General features: G+C 49.7%; 22 protein-coding genes. 17 read left to right on the top strand and 5 right to left on the bottom strand.

Features of this window, described 5'->3' with window-relative positions; all coding sequences use genetic code 11:
• The first annotated feature begins 10 nt into the window (after positions 1-10).
• The 5 genes from EJP77_RS07885 (at position 11) to EJP77_RS07865 (ending at position 5555) form a co-directional block, all read left to right on the top strand.
• Positions 11-916 carry an HD domain-containing phosphohydrolase gene (locus tag EJP77_RS07885; RefSeq protein ID WP_127198669.1) on the top strand — a complete coding sequence of 302 codons (906 nt, stop codon included), beginning with the start codon at positions 11-13 and terminating at the stop codon, positions 914-916.
• Between the two features lie 330 nt (positions 917-1246).
• Positions 1247-2170, top strand: coding sequence for a methyl-accepting chemotaxis protein (locus tag EJP77_RS07880; RefSeq protein WP_127198668.1), 924 nt, complete (start codon positions 1247-1249; stop codon positions 2168-2170).
• A 189-nt stretch (positions 2171-2359) separates the two neighbouring features.
• The gene (locus EJP77_RS07875) at positions 2360-2926 is read left to right on the top strand and encodes an ECF-type riboflavin transporter substrate-binding protein (protein ID WP_127198667.1); all 567 of its coding nucleotides are present in this window, start codon (positions 2360-2362) and stop codon (positions 2924-2926) included.
• A gap of 95 nt (positions 2927-3021) precedes the next feature.
• Positions 3022-4728: an ABC transporter ATP-binding protein gene (locus tag EJP77_RS07870; protein WP_127198666.1), complete on the top strand. Its 1707-nt coding sequence runs from the start codon at positions 3022-3024 to the stop codon at positions 4726-4728.
• Positions 4725-5555 (top strand): energy-coupling factor transporter transmembrane component T family protein, encoded by an 831-nt coding sequence (locus tag EJP77_RS07865; RefSeq protein ID WP_127198665.1) that lies wholly within the window; start codon positions 4725-4727, stop codon positions 5553-5555. The genes EJP77_RS07870 and EJP77_RS07865 overlap by 4 nt, the downstream gene beginning before the upstream one ends.
• Before the next feature lie 2 nt (positions 5556-5557).
• Here the strand turns inward: EJP77_RS07865 and EJP77_RS07860 are convergent, their stop codons facing one another.
• A complete protein-coding gene (locus EJP77_RS07860; protein WP_127198664.1) occupies positions 5558-6796 on the bottom strand; it encodes an extracellular solute-binding protein in 1239 nt (412 codons plus the stop codon).
• Entirely contained in the window at positions 6793-8124 is a 1332-nt protein-coding gene (locus EJP77_RS07855; protein WP_127198663.1) for a diguanylate cyclase domain-containing protein, read from the bottom strand. The genes EJP77_RS07860 and EJP77_RS07855 overlap by 4 nt, the downstream gene beginning before the upstream one ends.
• Positions 8125-8316: 192 nt before the next feature.
• On the opposite strand from EJP77_RS07855, the gene EJP77_RS07850 reads away from it, so the two are divergent.
• From EJP77_RS07850 to EJP77_RS07815, 8 genes are all read left to right on the top strand, one after another.
• Positions 8317-9447: a glycosyltransferase family 4 protein gene (locus EJP77_RS07850; protein ID WP_246021789.1), complete on the top strand. Its 1131-nt coding sequence runs from the start codon at positions 8317-8319 to the stop codon at positions 9445-9447.
• 172 nt (positions 9448-9619) lie between these two features.
• Positions 9620-10717 (top strand): NADH:flavin oxidoreductase, encoded by a 1098-nt coding sequence (locus EJP77_RS07845; protein ID WP_246021788.1) that lies wholly within the window; start codon positions 9620-9622, stop codon positions 10715-10717.
• Positions 10718-10986: 269 nt separating this feature from the next.
• A complete protein-coding gene (locus tag EJP77_RS07840; RefSeq protein ID WP_127198661.1) occupies positions 10987-11214 on the top strand; it encodes a FeoA family protein in 228 nt (75 codons plus the stop codon).
• Positions 11211-13220, top strand: coding sequence for a ferrous iron transport protein B (feoB, locus tag EJP77_RS07835; protein WP_127198660.1), 2010 nt, complete (start codon positions 11211-11213; stop codon positions 13218-13220). The genes EJP77_RS07840 and feoB overlap by 4 nt, the downstream gene beginning before the upstream one ends.
• 24 nt (positions 13221-13244) lie before the next feature.
• The gene (locus EJP77_RS07830) at positions 13245-13406 is read left to right on the top strand and encodes a FeoB-associated Cys-rich membrane protein (protein WP_127198659.1); all 162 of its coding nucleotides are present in this window, start codon (positions 13245-13247) and stop codon (positions 13404-13406) included.
• A 266-nt stretch (positions 13407-13672) separates the two neighbouring features.
• A complete protein-coding gene (locus EJP77_RS07825) occupies positions 13673-14413 on the top strand; it encodes a Bax inhibitor-1/YccA family protein (protein ID WP_127198658.1) in 741 nt (246 codons plus the stop codon).
• Between the two features lie 126 nt (positions 14414-14539).
• Positions 14540-14887, top strand: a complete 348-nt coding sequence (locus EJP77_RS07820; RefSeq protein WP_127198657.1) for an ASCH domain-containing protein — start codon at positions 14540-14542, stop codon at positions 14885-14887.
• Positions 14888-14895: 8 nt separating this feature from the next.
• Positions 14896-15336 (top strand): DUF2269 family protein, encoded by a 441-nt coding sequence (locus EJP77_RS07815; RefSeq protein ID WP_127198656.1) that lies wholly within the window; start codon positions 14896-14898, stop codon positions 15334-15336.
• A gap of 55 nt (positions 15337-15391) precedes the next feature.
• Here the strand turns inward: EJP77_RS07815 and EJP77_RS07810 are convergent, their stop codons facing one another.
• The gene (locus EJP77_RS07810) at positions 15392-16279 is read right to left on the bottom strand and encodes a TIGR01777 family oxidoreductase (RefSeq protein ID WP_127198655.1); all 888 of its coding nucleotides are present in this window, start codon (positions 16277-16279) and stop codon (positions 15392-15394) included.
• A 129-nt stretch (positions 16280-16408) separates the two neighbouring features.
• Positions 16409-17173, bottom strand: a complete 765-nt coding sequence (locus EJP77_RS07805; RefSeq protein ID WP_127198654.1) for a carbohydrate-binding protein — start codon at positions 17171-17173, stop codon at positions 16409-16411.
• A gap of 249 nt (positions 17174-17422) precedes the next feature.
• On the opposite strand from EJP77_RS07805, the gene EJP77_RS07800 reads away from it, so the two are divergent.
• Entirely contained in the window at positions 17423-17794 is a 372-nt protein-coding gene (locus EJP77_RS07800; protein ID WP_127198653.1) for a DUF423 domain-containing protein, read from the top strand.
• A gap of 108 nt (positions 17795-17902) precedes the next feature.
• Here the strand turns inward: EJP77_RS07800 and EJP77_RS07795 are convergent, their stop codons facing one another.
• Positions 17903-18904 carry an aminoglycoside phosphotransferase family protein gene (locus EJP77_RS07795; RefSeq protein WP_127198652.1) on the bottom strand — a complete coding sequence of 334 codons (1002 nt, stop codon included), beginning with the start codon at positions 18902-18904 and terminating at the stop codon, positions 17903-17905.
• 269 nt (positions 18905-19173) lie between these two features.
• Here EJP77_RS07795 and rlmN point away from each other — a divergent pair, with 269 nt between their 5' ends.
• The 3 genes from rlmN to EJP77_RS07780 all read left to right on the top strand — a co-directional run bounded on the left by rlmN (position 19174) and on the right by EJP77_RS07780 (position 21888).
• The gene (rlmN, locus tag EJP77_RS07790) at positions 19174-20253 is read left to right on the top strand and encodes a dual-specificity RNA methyltransferase RlmN (protein WP_127198906.1); all 1080 of its coding nucleotides are present in this window, start codon (positions 19174-19176) and stop codon (positions 20251-20253) included.
• Between the two features lie 150 nt (positions 20254-20403).
• A complete protein-coding gene (locus EJP77_RS07785) occupies positions 20404-21369 on the top strand; it encodes a helix-turn-helix transcriptional regulator (RefSeq protein ID WP_127198651.1) in 966 nt (321 codons plus the stop codon).
• A gap of 36 nt (positions 21370-21405) precedes the next feature.
• On the top strand, positions 21406-21888 hold the full coding sequence (locus EJP77_RS07780; protein WP_127198650.1) for a GyrI-like domain-containing protein: 483 nt from the start codon (positions 21406-21408) through the stop codon (positions 21886-21888).
• The last annotated feature ends 1 nt before the right edge of the window (position 21889 follow it).

Here is a 21889-nt window from a genome sequence, read left to right as displayed (position 1 = left end):
GGGGATCATAATGGATGGGTTCAGAATCGGAAGGAAAGGATCTTTTCTGGAAGAAGTACATTTCGATAAAAATGAAATCAAGCTGCTTTCACGGGGGGACGGAGTAGAGGTTCTGCTCCAGACCATTGAGAAGGATAGATTATTCTTTGTATATCCAAGCGATAATGCGAATGTAATGGAATTTTTCTATATATTGTCCGGACAACTGGTGTGTGAACTAGATGACCAGAAGATTGAACTGGGTCCGCATGATTATTACACGGCAAAAGGACTCAAGAATCCGATCCATTTCACCGCGCTGACCGATATCACTTACCTATGGGTCACAACGGAGCAAACGTTTGTTCACTTGAGTAAGGATATATCGAAGCTGATGAGCATGGTGAAGGAAGTGGAGAAGAAGGACCGATACACCTATATGCATAGTGATCGGGTCGCTGAGTATGCAGTGAAGATTGCGAAGAAGTTGAAGCTTAATACGGAGCAGCTGGAGAATCTGTCCATCGCTTCGATCCTCCACGATATTGGCAAGATTCATATCCCGGAAGAGATATTGAACAAGCCGGGCAAACTGACCGGTGAAGAATTCGAGATGATTAAGAAACATCCCGCAGATGGGGCAGAGATGATCAAGGAGACCTACTATGGCGAGATTGCGCCTATTATTGAGCAGCATCATGAACGGCTCAATGGGAGCGGGTACCCTCGTGGATTGAAAGAGGATGAGATCCTGCTGGAAGCACGAATTATCGCGGTAAGCGATACGTTCGATGCGATGACCGAAGACAGAGCCTACCGCAAGGCCTTTGGGGCACAAGTGGCCATGGATGAACTGCGAAGACTCACGGGCAGCCATTACGACAAGGTCGTTGTGGATGCTTTTGAGAATATTTTAAGAGAAGAAGGACGTATATGAAAACGATTACAGCCTCTTTAATCAAGGAGATGAGAGAATAATAGATTGACAGGGGCTTTGTCGAACTGTGTGTTGACAAGGCCCTTTTGTGTATACTGGCATACCCATGTAAGAGGAAGCGCTGCAGTAACGTTATACACAGAGTACAAAGATTTTAGCTAATATACTAAGGGCAAATACGAAGTGAAATAAATAAATTGCAAATGACGTATAGTATTTGTATAATCTAAGTAAAATGTTTGTATATACACACCTAAGATGAGTTGGGGCTATGACAGATGGATCATGACATCTCCCTGAAGTCAGGTCAACCCAAGAGGAGATACCCACATGTTTAAGGAAAAAGTCAACTATCAAAGCTCCCAGGTTCTGAATGAGAAGTCTGTTCTTGCGGCCATTGAACGATCATTAGCCATGATCGAATTCGATATACAAGGGAATGTATTGTGGGCAAATGAGAATTTTGCCAGAGCTATGGGATACAGCGCAGCAGAAATGCCGGGTCTGCATCACCGCAGATTCTGTACACCCGAGTTCCTAAGCAGCCCTGAGTACGCCAACTTTTGGGCTAATTTCAAGAAAGGCTATGCCTTTCAGGAGAAGATCATGCGTGTGGCTAAGGATGGAAGAATCCTATGGCTGGAGGCCACCTACACCCCGATTTATAATGAGGACGGTGAGGTCCATGCTGTCCTTAAGATCGCTACCGATATTACATTTCGGGAGAATGCCACTACCCGGTTAACGAGCGAGCTTCAGAATACGGCGGAGGATTTGCTGCGCCGGGCTACCGAGGGTGTTGCACGGAGTCAGGAGGTTGAAGCCGTGATGGGACAGGTGGCCAAGGAATCCAAGGATAACCTGGCCTCATTCGAGCTGCTGGAGAAGCAGAGCAATTCTATCCGGGGCATTGTGAAGACGATTAAGGACATTGCGAACCGCACCAATCTCCTCGCACTGAATGCTGCAATTGAGGCAGCGCATGCAGGTGAATATGGGCGGGGCTTCAATGTGGTAGCTGGAGAAGTCCGCAAACTGGCTCAGCAGGTGCAGGAAGCTATACAGGAAGTGAACTCATATACCGAAGGCATTACGGCCAACGTACTCGAGACGCTAAACGGAACGAAGCGGTCTCAGTCCTCTATTGCAGATAGTCAGACGTGCATTCAGCAGGCTGTCGATGAATTTCTGGGTATCGGGGAGGCGGCTCGTCAGCTCGATTCTCAAGCCAAGGTATTGGCAGATACCTTGTAATATCAACGGCTTCAAGGACGCTATAGGCGTCCTTTTTTGATGCAGAATTCTGGCTGTTCAATCTATCCAACTTCCTATAGTAATTCCGAGTATTCCCCTGTATAATAACAAAAAACAGGAATATTTCCCCAATTGGTATGAGGATTGCATGTCCTCCAAATCTAGGTATGGAAAGAGGTTGATAAGAGAGTGGCACAAACACAACATAACCAATTATCTATCAAAACGATTGTGGCCATTGGAATTGGCGCTGCTTTGTTCGTCATTCTTGGAAGGTTTGGCTCCATTCCATCCGGTATACCGGATACCAACATTGAGACTACATATGCGCTGCTTGCCTTGTTCGCCCTGCTGTATGGACCTTACGCCGGACTGTTGATTGGTCTGATTGGACATACGCTGAAAGACGCTATCTTCTATGGTTCGCCTTGGTTCAGCTGGGTGATTGCATCAGGATTGGTGGGTCTCATTATCGGCCTGATCGCTGGCAGAATCAAGATTCATGAGGGAGAGTTCGGTGCGAAAGAAATCATAAAGTTCAATCTGGCCCAGGTTATAGCGAATATAGTGGCTTGGTTCCTAGTTGCTCCGGCGCTGGATATTCTAATCTATGCGGAACCGGTAAATAAGGTATTCGCGCAAGGTCTGGTAGCAGGGATATCCAACATTGTGACCGTAGCGGTCATCGGAACATTGCTGGCCATTGCTTATTCCAAGACACGTACGAGACGGGGAAGCTTGACACACGAAGCATAGTGAATACGTCCGAGTTGTAAGCCGGTGTTCAGCACCGGCTTTTCTGTTACCCTGAAAGCCCGTCATTTTATCAATTTATCAGAGGATGTTGATCTATGAAGACACCGGTTATCGAGTTTGTTGATTTTACGTTTCAATACCATGCGCAGTCGAGACCTACTCTGCATAAGATCAATTTAACCATAAATGAGGGAGAGAAAGTATTAATTGTCGGACCCTCCGGATCGGGTAAGAGCACCTTGGCCCACTGCATGAACGGACTAATCCCTTTCTTTTACACGGGGGAGATGAGTGGATCTATGAAGATTAAAGGAAAGGAGCTTAAAGATCAAAGTATTGCAGGACTTTCGGATACGGTCGGTACGGTGCTGCAGGACCCGGATGGGCAGTTCGTGGGCCTCACGGTGGCTGAGGATATGGTATTCAAGCTGGAGAACGATGCCGTCCCTCAAGCCGAGATGTCAGACCGGTTAGCCGCTGCGGCACGGAGGGTCGATATTGAACGATACCTTGAGTCATCCCCGCACGCCCTGTCCGGCGGGCAAAAGCAGAAGACGACTCTAGGCGGTGTTCTGGTCAATGATGTGGGCATTCTGCTGTTTGATGAACCGCTGGCAAGTCTGGACCCCTATACAGGCAATCGAACCATTGAGCTGATTGACCGGATACATCAAGAGACCGGGAAGACGGTCGTCATCATTGAGCATCGTCTGGAGGAAGTGCTGCACCGGAGTGTGGATCGCATCATTGTGGTTCGGGATGGACAAGTTGCGGCAGATCTGACAGCTGCAGACCTGCTTAGCTCGAACATCCTGGTAGAGACAGGCATAAGAGAGCCGCTGTACCTTACCGCCTTGAAATATGCGGGATGCTCGATCACGCCGGAAATGCACCCCGAGCATGTGGATACGATCCGGCTTGGTTCTTGTATCCCTCGCCTGCAGGAGTGGTACAAGAGCTTGGACAACTCCCCTGAGCAACCGGATTACCCTGCAGTACTGGAACTAAGGGACATCTCGTTCGGCTACGAGAAGAACAAACCGATTCTTCACCAAATCTCACTGCGGATTGGGCAAGGGGAGATTGTGTGTATAGCCGGGCGGAACGGTGCAGGGAAATCCACCATCTCCAAGCTGATCTGTGGATTCTACCGTCCAAGCGCAGGGACTATTCTGCTGAATGGCAGGGATATTCGTTCGGACTCAATTAAAGAGAGGGCGGACCGAATTGGATTTGTGATGCAGAATCCGAATCATATGCTCTCCAAGACCCTCATTTACGATGAGGTTGCGCTCGGCTTGAAGCTGCGCGGTGTGCCGGAGGAAGTTATTCGGGAGCGGGTGCATGAAGTGCTGAAGGTATGCGGACTGTACGCTTTTCGAAGCTGGCCGGTATCTGCGCTCAGCTATGGGCAGAAGAAGCGGGTAACCATAGCCTCAATTCTTGTGCTTAGCCCGGAGATCATTATTCTGGATGAGCCTACGGCGGGCCAGGATTACAGGCATTATAACGAAATGATGGAGTTTCTAGTAACTCTTAACCGGCAAGGGATTACCATTGTCCTGATCACGCATGATATGCATTTAATGCTGGAATACGCACAGCGGACCATTGTCCTGTCCGAAGGGATCAAGATTGCGGACGACAGTCCTGTGCGTATACTTTCGAATTCTGAGGTTGTAGAGGCTGCACATCTAAAGATGACCTCGGTTCATGACCTTGCTTTGAGGGCTGGAGTGGACCAGCCAGAGGAATTCGTTAGCCGATTTATCGCGTACGACAGGGGGATACGGGGCCAATGAATACCAGAATGTTAACCTACACAAAGCTTGACTCGCCTGTTCACCGGTTGACCGGGTTCACGAAGCTGGTCTTCTTCATCATTTGGTCGGTAACGGCCATGATTACTTACGATACACGCTGCCTGCTTGCCATGCTGCTCATCGGTTTGGCCGCGTTCAGATTGTCTAAAGTTCCATTCCGGGATTATTCCTTTGTCCTCTATCTGATTCTATTCTTCTTCGCACTGAATCATCTTGCCATCTTCATCTTCTCTCCTTTGGAAGGAGTTCGGATCTATGGCACCCAGCATGACATCTTCCATATCGCTGGCAGATACACGGTGACTTGGGAGCAGCTGTTCTACCAGCTCAATATTGCGCTGAAGTACACCGCAGTTATTCCCATGGCGCTCCTATTTCTGCTAACGACAGATCCTAGCGAATTCGCGGCTTCCCTCAGTAAGGTGGGGGTGAATTACCGGATTGCATACTCTGTATCTATTGCCTTACGCTATATTCCGGATATTCAGCGGGATTATCAGAACATCTCGTTCTCTGCACAGGCTCGCGGCCTAGACATTTCCCGTAAAGAAAAGCTCCCCCGGCGGATCAAGAATATGATCTCGATCCTGATGCCGTTGATTCTGACCAGTGTAGAGCGGATCGAGAAGATCAGCGCTGCCATGGAGCTTCGGGGGTTCGGGCATAAACCCAGCCGGACCTGGTACAAGTCTCGTCCGTTCAACATGCTGGATTATGCGGCGCTCCTATTGATCGTAGTCATTGGAGTAGTTACAGCAATGGTAACCTTTTACGATGGTTCGCGCTTTTATAATCCATTTGGCTAACATCACTTCACCTTCAAAAGGCTTCGCCAGGAACTTTCAATCTTCCTTACCCCCTGGTCAATGGACTCTTTCTCCAGCAGCATGGCGTTCAGGTTCGGAGTGAAATCCATGAACAACTTGGAGCTCTCGGGAATCTTAGGCTGAGTCTTGGCTACATCCAGCTGTGTCCGGAAGCCCTGAACAAGAAGGTCGGAGGACAGCCTTGGATCGGTATAGGCAGCCTTCTGTGTCGGAAGGGTCTTGAACTCCTGACTTTGAACCACCTCAGTCTCTGTACTTGTAAGAAAGCGAATGAGCTCATAGCTTTCCTTCGGATGGCTGGTGTATTTGTTGATTACCAGGCTGTGCCCGCCAATGGGTGACCCCTGCCCAACCGGTCCCCTTGGGATTGGGGCAATGCCAATGTTGTCTGGGTTCTTGAATTCCGTGCCCTTCAGCACATCATGGATAGCCCATGGACCATTAATTATCATGGCAGATCTGCCCCTGGTGAAATCATCCATCATCGTAGCGTACCAGTTACTAAAGTCGGTGTAGGGCTGGGTAACGCCTGCACGCCGCAGCTTTAGCATGAAGGCAAAGGCTTGCCTAGACTGATCCGAGGCGATCTGAATCTGTCCCTGGTCTGTAATCATACCTCCTCCGAAAGCCCAGAGGTAAGGCATCGCGAAGTACGAATCCTCGGTCACGTAAATTCCGTATCTCCCCTTGCCTGTAAGCGCCTTGGCCATCTTCAGCAGCTCATCCATCGTCTGCGGAGGCTGTGTGAATCCTGCCTCCTCCAGCATTCTTTTGTTGTATAACAGAGCAGGTACCTCCATAACAGAAGGAAATCCATAGACATTCCCATGATAAGTGGTTGCGTTCAGCGCCGAATCAATAAACCCCGAAAGGTCTTTACTTGGGGCGAGCGTATTTAAGGGAGAGATAATATCTAGATTTACATATTCCGGTATCCAGGTATTATCTGCGCGGAATACGTCCACCTTCTGATCCCCAAGGACAGCGGTTTTGAATTCGTTGGTTGCAAAAGGGAACTCATGCCTGGCCATCCTTACCTTAATATTGGGGTGCTCCTTCTCAAAGACAGCAATCCGCTCCTGGAAGAACGCGGTCTCGGGACTTGAGGTGGTTGTCCAGAATGTCAGTGTCACAGGCGTTTCATTAGATCCGGGATTTGAACAGGACACCAGACCGAGAAATACTGCGATTATCCCTAATAATGCCAGCTGTCTTCTCATAGCTTAAGATCACCTTCTGTTGTTTGATCGTGCTCATAGATGCAAATGCGATTTCTTCCATTCTCCTTGGCCTGATAGAGCGCCTTATCGGCCTCAATTACCAGATCATCCGGAGCCTCTCCATCTGAAGCCGTCAGCGTGGATATCCCGATACTTACGGTAACATATTCGCTGATATCTGAGCCTTTGTGAGGAATGTGCTGATCTGCCAATGTATGCTGGAAAAGCCCCGCAAGCTGGAGTGCCTCCTCGCTTGTCCTATCCGGCAGAAGTACAGCGAACTCCTCGCCGCCATAACGTGCTGCCAGCCCACCGGATTCTCTTACCTGCTCCTGTAGAACTTCTGCCACCTGCTTAAGGCATAGATCGCCTGCCTGATGACCATAGATGTCATTAAATCTCTTGAAATAATCAATATCGAACAAGATAAGCGAGATCGGCCTTGACCCTGCCGATGATAGGCTCCAAGCCTGCTCCAGTGACTCGTCATAGCAGCGACGGTTGGCAATTCCTGTCAGCCCGTCCCTGTGGGACAGCTGATGCAGAAGCTGGTTGGAGTCAATGACCGACCGAAGGGACTCGGTCATGGCATTGAAGGAATTGGCAAGATCGGTGAGCTCATCCTTGCTCTTGAAATGAAGGTCCGGAACCCGAAGATTGCCGCTGGCAACGGTCTGGGCATTGGTCCGAAGAAGCAGAATTCTGCGGATCAGGGAATTGGAGAGCGCCACGGCGATGAGCAGTGAGAGCACAGTAGCCAGGGAACCCATTACCAGGTTCACGAACTGGATTGTTCGTCCGCTGACTTCAATTCTGCTGTTGTAGCTGTTGATTTGAGCCTGTTCCGATTTGGAGAAGGCATGAAGCGCGAAGGCAATTGGGTCATAGCTGTCCTTCGTATAACTCTCCTGAGCCTCTGTTACACTACCGAATTTCTTCAGGTTCATGATATCCCGCCTGTCTTCGACATAAGCAGCCCACATGTTCTTAAACTGACGGATCTGGGCGAGGTCGGACGGGGTGGTTGTAATGGCTTCAAGCTGCTGGAATTCCTGATCGAGATACTTGACATTGGCCTCGAACTTTGACTTGAATTCATCTTCAATATATAGCGGAGCAAGCAAGTAGTTGGCTCCATTGTCATTGGCTGTACGGGCAAAAAGATTAAGTCTCTGAACAACCTCAAGCCGCTTTTCTGACACGAGGATATCGCTTGTAAGACGAACAATCCTTTGGGTCAGGAGTGTGGATACAGAGGCCGTAACCAGAAACAGGACGATAATGATGAGGAAGCTGAAATATAGCTTTTTGCGAAGTTGTAATCTCAAGTGAAGTAGTCCTCCGGTCGTCAAAAATTAGGCTGGGTTAAACTAAGTCTACCAATTACTTATATCATACCACCCGCACGGCCTTTTGTAGCAGGTTAAATACGAATCTATTGCCCTTTCTGCGGGGGTCCAATCCCAATTTGAGGCTGCGGCATATTATACTGCGAAAAAAGGATAAATGGAGTTGGGAGTATGCCCTTAATTAGCCGGTATCTAGTAGTATGGGAAGGCCCTGTCCAGCGGGCCAGTGGACTTGGGATTGCAAGCAGGGCTTATGTTCAAGCCTTGAGGCGGCAGGGCGTGGATGTGAGAGTGGGTCGTGGCCGCCGTACTGGAGCTTCTGGAGACCCCTCCCGAAAGAAGGTTCTGATCTATCACCATCCCCCAAGTCAGATCAACTTTAAGTTAGCAAGAGCCCGCTATGACTGCATCATTCTCAATACGGTCTGGGAGACAACCCGAATTCCGGCCCACTGGCTCCCGAACATCAACAAATTTGATGCAATTTGTGTCCCTTCCCGTCATAATAAGCAGGCTTTGAGGAACAGTGGTGTAAGAGTTCCTATCTTCATCGTACCGCACGGGGTAAATGCCAGAGAGTATGGACCAGGAACTCGGAAGCTGCCGCTCACACAATCGAAGGGAAGGTTCACCTTTGTGTCGGTGTTCGGATTCCAGCATCGGAAGAATCCCGAAGCTCTCTTAAGAGCTTATTGGGAGGAGTTCTCTGCCTCGGATGCGGTGCTGCTGGTCATCAAGACAAACGGTTACGCACCTTACGAGAATGAGCAGTGGATCAAGGAACGAATACGGCGTTACAAGATAAGGCTTGGCATTCATAAGCCGACGGCACCAGTGGTCGTGATCGGGCGGCATTTAAAGCCTGGGAGCATTTATGGCCTATACAGGCTTGGTCAAGTCTTCGTACTTCCGACGCGCGGGGAAGGCGTGGGGCTGCCATTCCTGGAGTCTCTGGCCAGTGGAACCCCCGTGATGGCTACAGCCTGGGGTGGTCATATGGATTTCCTGACGAGAAGGAATTCCTTCCTGGTCCCATACCGTCTAAGCAGCCCGCTGCAAAGTATGAACAGCGGTCATTCGATCTCGCGTCAATTCCGTCATCTCTTCGCAGGAAAAGGGCAGCAGTGGGCGGAAGTGGACATTGGAAGCCTAAAGAGACAGATGCGATACGCCTTCCAGCACCCTCGTCTGTGCAGGGTGAAAGGGAACCAGGGGAGACAGGATATGCTGAGATGGACTTGGAACCGGGCCGGGTTCCTTATGAAGGACGCGATTGAGAAAACTCTTCAGAGGAAAAAATAGAACTTGAGTGAAGCCGCTCCCTGGGTGCGGCTTTTGTCTTGCATGGAAGAGGAGTAAGGACCTGAGTTTTACATTTCGGAAAATACCGATATAATTGAAGGGTGGCAGATTAATCCAACTTCATAAGTGATTTTTTCAAACATACTATATTAGTAATACGGGAGGTAATCAAGTGACTAATCCATTGTTCAACCCCTTTCATGCTGGAAATCTGGAGCTTTCGAACCGAATTGTGATGGCTCCGATGACACGTTCTGGGTCGCCGGGGGGTGTACCTGGGGAGAATGTAGCGGAATACTACAAGCGCCGGGCAGAGAATGGCGTAGGTCTGATTGTGACCGAGGGAACCGTAATTAATCATCCTGCGGCTACAGGAGACCCTAACGTTCCAAGGTTTCACGGTGAGGACGCCTTAAGCGGCTGGAAGAAAGTCGTGGAAGCTGTACATAGCGTGGGCGGACGTATCATCCCGCAAATATGGCATGTAGGGACCGACCGCAAGATCGGAGATTCTCCTAATCCGGAGGCGCTGCCGATTGGACCGTCCGGGATCAACATCTTTGGTGAGAAGGTAGTGGAACCTATGACGGAGGCAGAGATTGCTCAGGTCATAGCTGCTTATGCCCAGGCTGCTGCGGACGCTAAGAGAATTGGCTTCGACGGCGTGGAGATCCATGGCGCGCATGGATACCTGATCGATCAATTCTTCTGGGAAAGAACGAACAAGCGTACCGACAAGTATGGCGGTGATATGCTCGGACGCACCCGGTTCGCTGTAGAGGTCATTGAGGCGTGCCGCAAAGCGGTTGGCCCGGACTTCCCTATAGTGTTCCGCTTCTCGCAGTGGAAATCCTCAGTCTACACAGCCAAGCTGGCAGAGACGCCTGAACTGCTTGGTCAATTCCTCGCCCCGCTTGTGGAAGCAGGCGTTGATGTGTTCCACTGCTCGACCCGCCGCTTCTGGGAGCCGGAATTCGAGGGATCGGATTTGAACCTCGCTGGATGGACCAAGAAGCTGACCGGCAAACCTACAATCACCGTGGGCTCAGTCGGTCTGGATACTGACTTTATGAGCGGCTTTACAGAAGGGAAAGGTGCTAGTAACACCAACATTGACGGACTGCTGGAACGGCTTGATCGCGGCGAGTTCGATCTGGTTGCCGTCGGCCGTGCGCTGCTTGTGGACCCGGCTTGGGCGAATAAGATTCGCGAAGGCAGGCTGGATGAATTGGTTCCTTTCTCCACAGAGGCGCTTAGAACCTTGGCATAAGCTAATATAGTGCATCGGACTTGAAGATTTCGTTCCTTTGGAACGGAGTCTTCTTTTGCTGTGTATCTATAAGCAGCGATGAGGAAGTAAGGTAGTACATACGTAAGATGCCCTTTATCTCCAAATTAGGCGCTCATGCAATCCAATAGGCTAGGATTTATGATGATTTGTAACAATTACTCCATATAAAATACATTGAATTATGAGAATCATTATCATATAATTTAGTCAGTTGATAATAGTTATCATTATTATTTGGGGTGAAACCAATGAAGTTAACAGAGATCGAGCTAAGTAAACCTGTCCGCATCACCAATATGGCTTGCAGCAATCGGCTTGTAAGCAGAAGATTGAACGATCTCGGGATTATGGAAGGCACATTAATATCAATTATAAAACGGCTGCCGTTCGGTGGACCGATTACTTTAGAAGCAAGCAACCAGTGGATATCCATCCGCCGGAGTGAGGCGCTTCAGATTCTAGTTGAAGCAGTATGAGTGAAGTCGTCCTGGCCGGGAATCCGAATACAGGCAAGAGCTCTTTGTTCAATACTTTAACCGGCTCGTACGAATACGTGGGCAACTGGGCTGGAGTGACGGTAGAGAAGAAGGTTGGCACGCTGAAGGGTGGGAAAGGAACGCTTATAGACCTCCCTGGTCTATATTCACTTAATCCTCTTTCCCATGACGAAGAAGTCGCTTCCCGATTTCTGCTGGGTGAGTCCTTTGACACCATACTCAATGTGGTGGATGCCTCCCAGCTTGAACGGAATTTGAATCTGACGGTGCAGCTGCTGGAATATGGCAAGCCGCTGGTTATCGCGTTAAATATGATGGATGTCGCAAGACAAAGCGGGCTGGAGATTGACACGATCCGCTTATCGGGACTGCTGGGTGTACCGGTCATTCCGGTTGTAGCCAGGAGCGGTAAGGGAACCAATCAGGTGCTAGAGGCTATAACGGGGGCAGCGCCTGGCGAGGAGCTGAAGCCTTACTTCATCTCCTATGGTGAGGGGCTGGAGAATGCTGCTGCCGAGTTAACGAAGCGGATGCCAGAGGGCACATTATCCCCGCGCTGGATGGCGATTCAATTCTTTGAAGGCAATTCAGTCGTTCGTGCAGCCTTGGAGGCCAGCATTGATACAAAGTGGCTGAATCAGCTGTATACAACTACGGAGGAGTATCATCAGCATACCTTTGGTGTAAGGACGCTCTCTCAATATATTCGCAAGCAGCGTGCAGAACATATTCACGCTTATCTTGAGCAATGTATTCGGTATACAAAGGAAGGCCGCATTACCTTCTCGGCACGTATTGACCGGATTGTTACCGATAAGTTTCTTGGAATCCCGATCTTTCTGCTGTTCATGTATCTTACGTTCAAGCTTACCTTTGAGTGGATAGGGACTCCGTTATCGGATCTGCTGGATGCTTTTATTAATGGTCCGCTGCGTAATGGAACTACCTGGCTGCTGGACAGCATGGGCGCGCAGGATTTTATTAAAGCCCTTATCTTTGACGGCATATTTGCCGGAGTCGGCGGTGTGCTGGTCTTCGTGCCGCAGATCTTCATCCTGTTCTTCATCATCTCATTCATTGAGGACTCCGGATACATGGCCCGGATTGCTTCGGTCATGGATAGGCTGATGGAGCTGGTCGGCCTCAACGGCAAGACCTTCATCCCGATGATCATCGGCTTCGGCTGCAATGTGCCCGGGATTATGGCCGCAAGGACGATAGAACAGCCGAAGGAACGGCTGCTTACCATTATCTTGACCCCGCTGATGTCCTGTTCAGCCCGGTTATCGGTCTACAGTCTATTCGTGGGTATCTTCTTCAAGTCTAATCAGGCTCTGGTCGTCCTGTCACTGTATGTGCTTGGTGTTGTGCTGGCGCTTGTTCTCGCGAAGTTGTTCTCCTCAACGATTCTGAAGCAGCAGGAGTCCATGTTCGTGGTGGAGCTGCCCCCGTACCGGATTCCGCAGTGGAAGACACTGTCCCGGAGCACGTGGGAGAAGGGCAAAGGCTTTGTCCGGAAAGCCGGTACCTTCATCTTTGGCGGATCGGTTCTGATCTGGCTGTTAAGCTATACCGGCCCGCAGGGCTTCAATGTAGCGATGGATCAGAGCTTCCTGGCCAAGATTGGCGGTCTGATCGGGCAGGTGCTTACCCCGCTCGGCTTTGGTAGCTGGCAGGCTGGAGCTGCCCTGATCACAGGGTTCCTGGCCAAAGAAGTGGTAGTCTCGACGATGAATATTATTTATGCCGCGCCGGATACAGCTACGCTGCAAGGGCTGCTGGCGGGTCATTTCACAGCCCTGCAGGCGTACTCCTTCATGGCGTTCATCCTGCTCTATGTACCTTGTCTGGCAACAGTGGGGGTTATTCGTAAAGAGACGATGTCCGCCCGTTGGACCTGGTTCTCGGTGTTGTATGCTCTGGTCATTGCTTATATAATTTCTTATATCATCATGTTGGTCGGAAGAGCCCTCGGTTACAACTAAACACGGGCAAAAGGAAGTGATACCATGGTAGCGAGTATTGTGATTGGCGCAGCTATTTTTGGATACGCAGGCTGGACATTAACCTCCTATATACGAAAGACGAAGAAAGGCAAGTGCGCAAGCTGTTCACTGGCGAAGTCCTGTGTAACCGCATGTAATGAGGTTGCCTCCTCTTCTTCTAAATAATTACTTGTCCTGACTGGACGGAGCAGAATCATGAAAGTCGGCTGTATCTAAGCAGCCGGCTTTATTTGTGTCCTTATTCTTATACATTATTCCAGCAACCCCGGGTGGCTTAGGTCGCCTCAAATATTTAGAATTATGCAGGTTGTCAAACATATCCCGAGGGGAGATGCATAGATATAGAGCATGTCTTTGTTATCAGGAAATATGTGGGATTCCGGTATGAGATGTGCTAGAATTAGGACAAATTAACCAAGAGGTGATGATCCTTGATCGGACGCAGTGGCAACCCAACACTGAATGACAAGACTTTTGAACGAAGTGGGCATTATACGGGACAGTCTCAAATGACGATTGACGGTACCGTGAACAAAACTATAATTACGTTGGTGATCTTACTAGGCGCGGCATTTGGGACCTGGTCCATGTATTTCAGCGGACGTAACGCAGTTCCATTTATGGTGGGCGGAGCAATCGTTGCCCTATTACTGGCCTTGATTATCAGCTTCGTACCTACCACAGCACCTTTTCTGGTGCCCATCTATGCGATTGGGGAAGGGATGTTACTAGGCGGTCTCTCAGCCCGGTACGAGACGCTGTATAACGGGATTACCCTGCAGGCAGCGCTACTGACCATGGGGGTATTCATTGCCCTGCTTGTGGCATACAAGACCAGACTCATCAAGGCAACCGAGAACTTCAAGCTTGGCGTGATCGCCGCTACGGGTGGAATTTTCCTGGTATATCTGCTTAGCTTCATCTTGGGCTTTTTCGGCATTACCATTCCTTATCTGCACGACAACAGTCTGATTGGAATCGGAATTTCCATTGTGATCGTGATCGTTGCAGCGCTCAATCTTGTGCTGGATTTTGATTTCATTGAACAAGGAGCTGAGCAGGGTGCTCCCAAATATATGGAATGGTACGGGGCATTTGGACTGGTGGTTACACTCGTGTGGTTGTATGTGGAGATGCTTCGCCTGCTTGCTAAGGTGTTCAGCCGGGATTAGACCTAACCGCATTCATACGCTCAAATCCAGTAAAGGCCATCCTCTCAGGGATGGCCTTACTTGTGTGATTTTGCTGTCAATCTATGTTAAAGTGAGTTGTGGAATAACTAAAGGGAGGTTTTCAACATGGAACAAAATAACCAGGATGCACTGCCGCCGAAATCATGCACGATTGACCGCTTGATTACACAGCAGCCGGATATCGACAAGGTCCTTGCAGGGCAAAAGACTGCTACACGCCGTAATGGCCGGTATGCCGATGTCGGTGAGATTATGACACTTGAAGGCCGCAGCTTTATTGTGAACAAGGTCTATTCACAGTCTCTTGGCGAATTAACGGATGAGCATGCTGTTCAAGAGGGATTTGCAACCGTGGAGGAATATAAGAATTCGATTCTGTCCTATCACCCAGGGATGCCTTGGCTGCCGCAGATGCGGGTATGGGTTCATGAGTTCAGCCCGGTTCAGGACTAACGGCAAACGTGGTTCTACTTTATAAACTCCTGCTTTATATTCATATACTTAGTGCAATTGCTTCCATCGGTCCTTTCTTCGTTCTTATCTCCCTGGTTCGGAGGATGCGAATGGCGGAATGGCCGGAGCTGGGCGCCTATATCCATATGTTCAGATCATCGACCCGGCTGGTCAAGCATATGGGACATGTCCTGGTGGGATCCGGCATCCTGCTGGCGTATACTGCGGGTTACGCCTGGGACACCTCCTGGATTGTTGCAACTCTTCTCATTATGGCCGGTTCGATTGTGTTCCTGGCTCGTGCGTTCTCTCCGAAGCTGCGGAAGTTTGCGGAGCCTGATCACGACAAGAAGCTGCTGGTCCAGCAGCTTAGCCGTTCGGTATGGATGTATCTTGTAATCTTATTAATCATGCTATGGTTAATGGTGGCCAAGCCCCGGTTGTGGTAGAGGGCTTGCCACTTTTTTTGCCAAATGGGAAGCATGGAGACAGGCAGACTTAAAGTTAATGCAGTATATCCCGAAGCGTGTCCTCAAGTGTAGCAAAATGGAACACAAATCCTTCTCGCGTAAGCCGCTCGGGAATAACCCAGCGGCTCTTCACGATGAGCTCGGTCTCTGTGCCAAGGAGCAGAGCCCCAATCTCAAGCATCCACTTCGCTGCAGGCAGTCCGAGCTTCCGGTTCATGGCAGTTCGCAGCTGCTTCATCAGCTCCCGATTCGTTACCGGGTTAGGTGAAGAGCAGTTGAATACTCCACTTAGATCCTCTCTCTCCTGAAGGAACAGCACGATTCGGAACAGATCTTCAATATGGATCCAGCTGAACTTCTGCTCGCCTGACCCCTGAATGCCCCCAAGTCCGAAGCGGACCAGGTTCTGATAGGGGGTCATTACGCCGCCCTGCTCTCCAAGAACAATAGCGATTCGTAAGGCAGCTTGGCGGGTATGCGGCAGCTTGAACGAGAAGAAGGACTCCTCCCAGGCCTTGGCTACCTCTACGGAGAACCCGGAACCTATCTCACCGTCCTTCTCGGTCATGGGGCGGTCTTCAGCATGCCTATAGATCGTGGCGGTACTGGAATTGAGCCATAGCGGGGGCGGGTTCTGGCAAGCCAGCAGGGCATTCCCCAGAATCTGTGTCGTCTCCGTTCTGGAATTCATAATCGCTTCCTGGTTCTTCCGGTTATATCGGCAGTTCACGGATTTCCCGGCAAGATTAATCAGCATTTCGGAGTTATCTAGCGCATTTGTTATCCCGGAAAGGTCGCTCCAGGAGATGTGCTGGGGCTGCCTCGATATAATGAGAACTTCTTTGCCGAGACGCTGAAACTTTTCTTGAAGGTATTGGCCTATAAAGCCGGTTCCTCCGGCGATAACGATCTTTTGGCCCATCCTAACACCCCGTTTCATATGATGTGAATATGTACTCTCCTTATTTTACCATAACAATAGAAAACGCCCCCCGATATGCCAAGGAGGCAGCCGGAAGGCGATTGTATTTAAGTATACTGCTGTAATAGATTAACGATTAACTGTGTAGTTGCTGCCGTAATTGTTATCCCAATACGTTTGTCCATTTACAGTGTAGGAGATGGCGTATTTAATCTGGGACACACTGGAGTCAATATTGTTGAAGCTGAAGTGCCACTCTTGTACGCTGCCATCGGAGTTCGCTGGCGCATAGTAGGTAGCGGTGCCTTCTTTGGTTGTATTCCAGTTATCGGTGGTGTAACGGACTTTAACGGTTTTGGTGTAGTCTAGGTTCTTAACGAATAGACCGCCGGAGAAGGTGTTCTGAGACAGGGAGTCAAAAGCTTGAAGGACGTTCGGCTTACCAAGAATGGTTGAGCTCAGATTATAACGGCTTACAGAATAGTTCTGACCGTTATTATTATCCCAATACGTTTGACCACCAGCTTCATACTTGATTGCAAATTGAACAGTTTGTGCACCTTGGAGCTGCGGGTTCACAGTATCCCCACTGTACGTGGATACTGCGAAGTTCCACTTCTCATGCGTGGAGTCTGTCGGACCTTGATAGGAAGCAGGCGTATCATACCACTGACCGTTTCCTGGAGTATAATGGATAGTTACGTTCTTCTGATAAGCCTGGTTGCTCACTTCGACATTACCGCTGAATGACAGGTATCCATACTTGTAAGCATACAGGTTGGCCGAAATCAATTGGGCCGGTTGATCACTTGCAAAAGCTGATTGTGCAAACGTTAGCGCAAAAATCGCTAAAAAAGCAACTCCTGACAGGTACTTCTTCATTCCTCTTAGCATTCTCTACCATCTCCTATTTATATTTTTATTTATTACACTGTTAAAGTACCACTAATCCTCCCAGAAATAAACAATTTTATTATTAAAATATTGTAATATTGTAAAACGCTTCCATAATAGTATACTAGTCTATTAAACTATTAATTGCTGGAGAATGTTATTCCATCCAGAAACCAATCCAATCTCTCCGGTTCTTTAAATTGACGGTCTTACCTGGACCCGGTAATATCTGTCTTGGAGGTGTTGGCTATGAATACACTGCTGCTGCTTGGAGGAATTATGATGTTCCTCGCGGTTGCTCTCGGTGCTTTTGGCGCGCATGCACTGAAGGCGAAGCTGTCTGAAGATATGATGAAAGTGTATCAGACAGGAATTCAATACCATCTGATTCATGGGATTGGACTATTGCTGCTTGGAGTGCTTGCAGGTCAGATGAATGGGTCTTCACAGGTGATCCTTGCCGGCTGGTTCCTATTCGCGGGAATTATTCTCTTCTCAGGCAGCTTATATGCTCTGAGTCTGTCAGGCATCAGAAAGCTGGGTGCGATTACGCCGCTTGGCGGGCTTGCTTGGCTGGCGGGTTGGGCTATTCTGATTGCTGCGGTTATACAAAGTTCATAATAGGACGCTGCCCTCATCCAAAAGGGGTTGGTCCACAAGAAAAGACGGGTCGTGATGCTCCCGTCTTTTTTGGCGTTTAGAGTAAGCGTGAACGGGGACTAACCGGGACTAACTAAGGGACCATTGCTGCATTACACGGATAGCCTGCTTACGCTCAGGCCAGGTCTGCACAAATATATCCATCATGGCCCGACTCATAGCGCGATGGGGAAACCGTGCGCCATTCCAGGCTTCTTGAGGGAGGCTGAACAAGATCGTGATTAACCTGCGTTCAGATTGGGATAGAGGACGTATTTCTTCATAGCCCTGGAGGAAACACCGGATGAATTCAGGGTTGTACTGACATGTATTCCGAAGTGCCTTAACCATGTCAAGATAACTTGAGCCCGTCTTGACCCGATCCCAATCAATGATATAAAGTCCGCCCTCCTCCGAAATCACGACATTAAGTGAGGTAATATCTCCGTGAACCAGGGAGGGATGACGTGCGTCCTTTAATATCAGCTTGGCTATGGAGGGCTCCTTGAAATAGGCCCAAGCCTGCTTGGCCAAGCGGGTGCAGGAGGGACCATTTCTCTTGTACCACTGGGAATAGCGGCCCTTGTTCCGGATCACGGTTGCCATATATCGATGGAGGATACCGGCTTGAAGTTTCCATTGTGGAATATAGGCAAGGATGGATGAGTTAGTTCTGGAGCGGGAGGGTAGCCGGATAAGGTGAAGTTCAGCAAGTGCACGGCCTAGTGCTGTATAATCTTGAGCCAGCCCCAGCCCCCGGCCATGAATCCATTCTGTCATATAGAAAGGAGTTCCCCTGAACTCAACCCAGAATCGCCCGGTTCCTGTCCGGAGCCAGGGGGGCATGTGGGAATACTTTTTGCTCGAAAGAAGTTTAACGTGGCGTACCGCAGCTCTTAACTGCTTGCCTGTGGTGGTGCGGAAAGCTTCACTCCTTCTAAATGGCTTCAGGGCATACGTGCCCGTAGGAGTTGTTACCCTAAATACAGCGTTCCGGCGGTATAAGGAGGATACTGGTACGGATCTTAGTGGGGTTAGGCCGAAGTGGCGGGTAATCCGGGTAATTTCTTTTTGGGTATAGGTGTGTGCCATAAGAGACCTCGCTTCCCTTCATCCGAAACAGATCATATAGAGTTAGTGTATTCACGAAGGAGCCGGGGGAATGGCCGGATATCTGCTGAGCTGTGCGCCCATTTTGTAAACGGATGGTAAAACCACTTCTGAGGACGTAACTTTTCTGGAAATCATGCCGTGGCTCTTGTGTTCATAATAGAAGTCTGGGACAATATTATAGACTGCGCGAGCCGCGGTTCTGGAGAAGAAAGACAGAATTCAAGCGTTTGGAAAGAGGATAAATCATGATAAATAAAGTAACTATATATGGCTTGACGTTCGAGCAGCTGACCGCTTGGCTCGAAGAGCGCGGGCATCGCAAGTTCCGGGCTTCCCAGGTATGGGAGGCACTCTATGTGAAGCGGATTACGGACTTCGCAGAAATGACGGAGGTAAACCCCGAATGTATTCAGCTGCTTGCGGACCATTTCGTCATTCAGACGCTGACCGAGCATGTGAAGCAGGAGTCTAAGGACGGTACGGTCAAGTTCCTGTTCAGACTGCAGGATGGAAATCTGATTGAGACTGTGCTGATGCGGCACAAGTTCGGCCTGTCCGTATGTGTAACGACCCAGGTCGGCTGCAACATCGGATGCAGCTTTTGTGCGAGCGGGCTGCTGAAGAAGAGCCGGGATCTATCCGGCGGCGAAGTTGTGGAGCAAATTATGAAGGTCCAGCTGTATCTGGATGCCGCGGGTCAAGGCGAGCGGGTCAGCCATATCGTTGTGATGGGGATTGGCGAGCCATTCGACAATTTCACGAACATGGTGAACTTCATTCAAGTGGTGAAGGATCAGAAGGGGCTCGCAATTGCAGCTAGACATATCACGGTATCCACCAGCGGCCTGGCGGACAAGATCAAGGAATTCGCAGATACCGATCTGCGGGTGAATCTGGCCATCTCGCTGCATGCGCCGAACAATGAGATTCGTTCCCGGATTATGAAGATTAACCGGGCCATTCCGATTGAGCAGCTGATGGAGGCCATTGACTACTATCTGGAGCGGACCAACCGCAGAATCACCTTGGAATATATCATGCTTAAGGACATCAATGACCAGAGAGAGCATGCGCTTGAACTGGCTGAACTGATCGGCGAACGCCGTAGTCTGGCTAATGTGAATCTGATTCCTTACAATCCGGTTGACGAGCACAGTCAATATCAGCGTCCGGAGCGGGAGACCATCCGTGCGTTCTACGATACGCTCAAGAAGCAGAATGTCAGCGTCAGTGTGCGATTGGAGCATGGCACCGATATTGATGCGGCCTGCGGACAGCTTAGAAGCAAGCAGATCAAGAAAGATCAAGACCCGGTTACAGTAGGCTAGATCCAATCGGGCATGCACATGGAGTATACTCAGGCAGACGGAAATCGTCTGCTTTTTTATATGCCGGGAAGTATGGAAGGGCTGGCCGAATGTCGTTGGTAGGTCCTTGATTTGATGCAGGGGGAGCATATTAGGGAGAGGAAGATTGTTATGAAAATTGACCGTTTGCTGGCCATAACCGTGCTGCTGCTCAATCGCGGACGGGTTAGTGCCGCCGAGCTTGCGGACAGGTTCGAAGTCTCGACCAAGACCATATACCGGGATATGGATACGCTAAACCAAGCGGGAATTCCGGTTGTAGCCCATCAAGGGACAACAGGCGGCTTTGAGATTATGGAGCATTATACGATTCATCGTCAGTTCCTTACCCTGGATGAGATTACCTCGGTTGTGGCTGCCATCAAGGGTATGGGTACCGCCATCGAAGACAAGAACATCGACAATCTGCTGGAGAAGGTGCAGACCCTGCTCAGCAGATCAGATCTGCAGGCAACTGATCAAGGCGCGAGAATCGTATTTGACTTCAACCCATGGGGGCAGGGGCCAGACGCCAAGTCGAAGGTCAGCTTGCTGAAGACGGCCATAGAGAGGCTGCAATTGATTAGATTCAGTTACAGTAATATGAATGGAACACAGACCGAGCGGATGGCAGAGCCTTGTTCCCTGATTCTGAAAGGGCACTTATGGTACTTGCATGCTTTCTGCAGACTTCGGAATGAATTTCGGATGTTCCGTCTAACCCGAATGCAGGATCTTGAGCTGATGGAGGGTTTCTTCGTGCGTCGTGAGGCACCTTCGCTGGATCGCTATGAATGGAATCAGGAATGGTCCAGACATCACATACGGGAAGTGGTGCTGACCTTCAGTCCCGAAGTACGGTACCGGGTTCAGGATATGTTCTCCCCTGAGCTGATTACACAGCTTCCTGGCGGCATGATGAGAGTGAAAGGTCTTTATCCGGTAGATGAGTGGTTCTATGGGATGATTCTCAGCTTTGGTGAGCAGGTTCGTATCGAGCAGCCGGTCGAGGTGGCAGATGAAATCTGCCGCCGGGTTCAGAGAATTCTCAGTCTATATCCGAACCCGGACACACAGATGTCCACTTTTCCAAAGTAGAATGAAGTCATACCAATAGAAAAGAGGATGAGAGAAATGAGTGAAGAGTACATACAAGGGTCCGAGCTTAGACTGGCGGGGATCAGCTGCCGAACGACCAACAGCCAGGAGGCCGGCCCGAGCGGGCAAATCCCCGGGCTGTGGGAAGCCTATTTCAAGAGCGCAATTGCAGATCGGATTCACGCAGAGCATCCCCATTTGCTCTATGCACTGTATACAGATTATGAAAGTGATGCTTCCGGGGCCTACACGCTTCTAATCGGCCATGAGCTGAGCGGCAGTGAGTCTGCTGACCTCAGCGGACTGCAGACAGCAGTTGTACCGGCAGCGAAGTACAAGGTGTTCACCACGAACCGGGGGCCCGTACACGAGGTAGTAGCCGAGGCTTGGGGCCGGATCTGGTCCTACTTCGAGGATGCAGAGGAGCAGCGGGCATACACCGGAGATTATGAGCTGTATGATGCGCGTGATTTCAATCCTGGTGATGCGGTAGTTCGAATCTATATTGCAGTAAAATAAG

The organism is Paenibacillus zeisoli, assembly GCF_003994465.1.
Taxonomy (GTDB): domain Bacteria; phylum Bacillota; class Bacilli; order Paenibacillales; family Paenibacillaceae; genus Fontibacillus; species Fontibacillus zeisoli.
The sequence above is the reverse complement of the archived record's forward strand: the minus strand, read 5'-3'. Positions and strand labels throughout refer to the sequence as shown.

What these genes read in the sequence shown, in the direction of transcription:
- EJP77_RS07885 (WP_127198669.1), top strand. Translation starts at nt 11, where the DNA reads ATGGATGGGTTCAGAATCGGAAGGAAAGGATCTTTTCTGGAAGAAGTA.
- EJP77_RS07880 (WP_127198668.1), top strand. Translation starts at nt 1,247, where the DNA reads ATGTTTAAGGAAAAAGTCAACTATCAAAGCTCCCAGGTTCTGAATGAG.
- EJP77_RS07870 (WP_127198666.1), top strand. Translation starts at nt 3,022, where the DNA reads ATGAAGACACCGGTTATCGAGTTTGTTGATTTTACGTTTCAATACCAT.
- EJP77_RS07865 (WP_127198665.1), top strand. Translation starts at nt 4,725, where the DNA reads ATGAATACCAGAATGTTAACCTACACAAAGCTTGACTCGCCTGTTCAC.
- EJP77_RS07860 (WP_127198664.1), bottom strand. Translation starts at nt 6,796, where the DNA reads ATGAGAAGACAGCTGGCATTATTAGGGATAATCGCAGTATTTCTCGGT.
- EJP77_RS07850 (WP_246021789.1), top strand. Translation starts at nt 8,317, where the DNA reads ATGCCCTTAATTAGCCGGTATCTAGTAGTATGGGAAGGCCCTGTCCAG.
- EJP77_RS07840 (WP_127198661.1), top strand. Translation starts at nt 10,987, where the DNA reads ATGAAGTTAACAGAGATCGAGCTAAGTAAACCTGTCCGCATCACCAAT.
- feoB (WP_127198660.1), top strand. Translation starts at nt 11,211, where the DNA reads ATGAGTGAAGTCGTCCTGGCCGGGAATCCGAATACAGGCAAGAGCTCT.
- EJP77_RS07830 (WP_127198659.1), top strand. Translation starts at nt 13,245, where the DNA reads ATGGTAGCGAGTATTGTGATTGGCGCAGCTATTTTTGGATACGCAGGC.
- EJP77_RS07820 (WP_127198657.1), top strand. Translation starts at nt 14,540, where the DNA reads ATGGAACAAAATAACCAGGATGCACTGCCGCCGAAATCATGCACGATT.
- EJP77_RS07810 (WP_127198655.1), bottom strand. Translation starts at nt 16,279, where the DNA reads ATGGGCCAAAAGATCGTTATCGCCGGAGGAACCGGCTTTATAGGCCAA.
- EJP77_RS07805 (WP_127198654.1), bottom strand. Translation starts at nt 17,173, where the DNA reads ATGCTAAGAGGAATGAAGAAGTACCTGTCAGGAGTTGCTTTTTTAGCG.
- EJP77_RS07800 (WP_127198653.1), top strand. Translation starts at nt 17,423, where the DNA reads ATGAATACACTGCTGCTGCTTGGAGGAATTATGATGTTCCTCGCGGTT.
- EJP77_RS07795 (WP_127198652.1), bottom strand. Translation starts at nt 18,904, where the DNA reads ATGGCACACACCTATACCCAAAAAGAAATTACCCGGATTACCCGCCAC.
- EJP77_RS07785 (WP_127198651.1), top strand. Translation starts at nt 20,404, where the DNA reads ATGAAAATTGACCGTTTGCTGGCCATAACCGTGCTGCTGCTCAATCGC.
- EJP77_RS07780 (WP_127198650.1), top strand. Translation starts at nt 21,406, where the DNA reads ATGAGTGAAGAGTACATACAAGGGTCCGAGCTTAGACTGGCGGGGATC.